The 2,498-nt window shown below is 59.8% G+C and carries 3 protein-coding genes; all 3 read left to right on the top strand.

Annotation, left to right across the window (positions count from 1 at the left end; translation table 11 throughout):
- Positions 1–74 precede the first annotated feature (74 nt).
- From tnpA to tnpC, 3 genes are read left to right on the top strand one after another with little or no spacing between them, the layout of a single operon-like run.
- Positions 75–488 (top strand): IS66-like element accessory protein TnpA, encoded by a 414-nt coding sequence (gene tnpA / locus QCE62_RS34980; protein ID WP_250517966.1) that lies wholly within the window; start codon positions 75–77, stop codon positions 486–488.
- Positions 485–829 (top strand): IS66 family insertion sequence element accessory protein TnpB, encoded by a 345-nt coding sequence (tnpB, locus tag QCE62_RS34975; RefSeq protein ID WP_309927990.1) that lies wholly within the window; start codon positions 485–487, stop codon positions 827–829. The genes tnpA and tnpB overlap by 4 nt, the downstream gene beginning before the upstream one ends.
- Before the next feature lie 30 nt (positions 830–859).
- Entirely contained in the window at positions 860–2,428 is a 1,569-nt protein-coding gene (tnpC, locus tag QCE62_RS34970) for an IS66 family transposase (RefSeq protein WP_309927988.1), read from the top strand.
- Positions 2,429–2,498 lie beyond the last annotated feature (70 nt).

The following is a 2,498-nucleotide window of genomic DNA, read 5'->3' as shown; positions in this document are numbered from 1 at the left end:
GTAAGCGGCTCGTCTCGACCGTTGTAGGGGGTGACCTCAGTACGCAGCACAATGATGTCCATCACTTTCGATTGATGGACACCACTTTGTCAGAGTTCTCAGAGAAGAAGTCGGGTAGTCGAGCGGGCCGTCCAAACTACCCAAGGGAGCTTCGGGACCGGCTGGCGGCAGCGGCATGTGAACCAGGCGTCTCCGTTGCGAGACTCGCCCGTGAGAATGGCATCAATGCGAACATGCTGTACACCTGGCGGCGCCGATATCTTACCGAGCGGCACGCTCAGCCTGCCGGCATGCTGCCAGTCGTACTGCTGAGTGACCCACCGACGCAGGCCCTGGCCGCGCCGTCAGGCGATTTACCAGCATTAGATGCAAACCCGGCGCCACCTGCGGGCACGATTGAAATCCGAATCGGCCGTGTGGTGGTCAAGGTAGATGGTCTGGTCGACGCCGACATGCTGCGTACCGTGTTGGGCAGTCTGCGATCATGATCTCGCTCCCGGCTGGCACGCGTATCTGGATTGCTGCAGGCGTGACCGACATGCGCTGTGGGTTTCAGGGGCTAGCGGCAAAGGTGCAAACGGCGCTTGAAGAGAATCCATTGGGCGGCAACGTCTACGTCTTCCGAGGCGGCCGAGGCGATCTCATAAAGGTCCTCTGGGCGACGGAGGATGGCATCTGGCTCCTGGCAAAGCGTCTTGAGCGGGGCCGCTTTATCTGGCCCCAGGCCAACGACGGGAAGATTCATCTGAGCTCCGCACAACTGTCAATGCTTCTCGAGGGCATCGATTGGCGACAGCCCCGGCGCACCGCCGCGTTATCGATGTTGTAAACCGCGCGGAACACTCGTAAACTGCCGTGCATGTCGAACGGCGCCGATCTTCCTGACGATGTCGATCTCCTGAAGGCCTTGTTGGTCGAGGCTCGTAGTCTGCTCGCTGAACGCGATATCGAGATCGATCAACTCAAGGCACAGATCGACAAACTTCGGCGCATGCAGTTCGGCCGCAAATCCGAACAGTTGCAGCGGCAGATAGAGACCCTCGAGACCCAACTCGAAGATCTGGCCGCCGGACGCGGCGTTGCAGACGTGCAGCGCGCGCAGGCTCAAGGCGCCAACGCGTCCGCCTCCAACGCAACAACCGGCAACGCGGCTTCGAGACATGCATTACCGGCGCACCTCTTGCGCGAAGATCATGTGCTCGAGCCGGCATCCAGTTGCCCGGACTGCGGTCAAACAATGCAACTGCTCGGTGAGGACATATCCGAACAACTCGCCCGAGTTGCGGCCGCCTTCAAAGTCATTCGCACGATCCGGCGCAAACTTGTTTGCCCTTGCTGCCACGCCATCAAACAGCCGTCGATGCCGGGACTGCCAATCGAGCGGAGCATCGCCCACCCGAGTTTGCTCGCGGATATCCTCGTCTCGAAATACGCAGACCACCAGCCGTTGTATCGACAATCGGCAATCGCCGCTCGCGACGGCGTCACGCTTGACCGTGCCAGCATGGGGCGCTGGGTCGGCCAATGCGAAACGTTGTGCGCGCCACTGATCGAGGCGCTGCGCCGATATACGGTATCGACCGCCAAACTGCATGCTGACGATACGCCGATTCCCGTGCTCGCACCAGGCAACAGGAAGACCCGAACAGGTCGTCTCTGGGTCTATGTGCGCGACGATCGTCGCTCCGGCTCCACGCAACCGGCTGCGGTATGGTTCGCATACTCGCCGAATAGGCAAGGCATCCACCCTCAAACTCATCTCGCTGGCTTCAGAGGGACGCTACAAGCGGACGCATACGCGGGCTTCGATGAACTGTTCCTGGATGGCTCAGTACTGGAAGCAGCCTGCCATGCTCACGCAAGGAGAAAGTTCTACGATATCCACGTACGAACGCCGTCCGACACAACGCAGAAGGCCCTCGAATACATTAGTGCGTTGTACAACATTGAAGCTTCCATTCGCGGCAAGCCTGCGGACGAACGGCTGCGAATACGGCAGGAGAAAGCCAAGCCACTGCTTCGCATCTACGAAGCGTGGCTCAAGACCAAGCTCGAAGCGTTGTCGTCGAAGTCTGACACAGCCAAGGCGATCAGCTACTCGCTTAATCAGTGGCGCGCACTGACGCTCTATTGCGAAGACGGTACGCTCGAGATCGACAACAACATCGCGGAGAACGCGCTGCGCTGTGTGAGCTTGGGCCGCAAGAACTTCCTGTTTGCGGGCTCCGACAGCGGTGGTGAACGTGCTGCTGCAATGTACTCGTTGATTGGCACGTGCGCCCTAAACGACATCGATCCGCGCGCGTACCTAAACTATGTGTTGCCGAGAATCGCCGACCATAGAATCTCTGTCATCGACGAGCTCTTGCCATGGCGTGTGGCCGAGAAGCTGCACGCAGCAGCGAGTTCACCACATCAAGATATCTAGCCGCTCCACCTGAGGCAATCCTGCGCCCAGGCGCGGACGCCTCTACACACGGCCTAGGCGAGCCGCTTAC

The organism is Caballeronia sp. LZ033, assembly GCF_031451265.1.
GTDB lineage: Bacteria > Pseudomonadota > Gammaproteobacteria > Burkholderiales > Burkholderiaceae > Caballeronia.
Note: the sequence above shows the minus strand (reverse complement) of the source record. Positions and strands in the feature narration are given on the sequence as shown.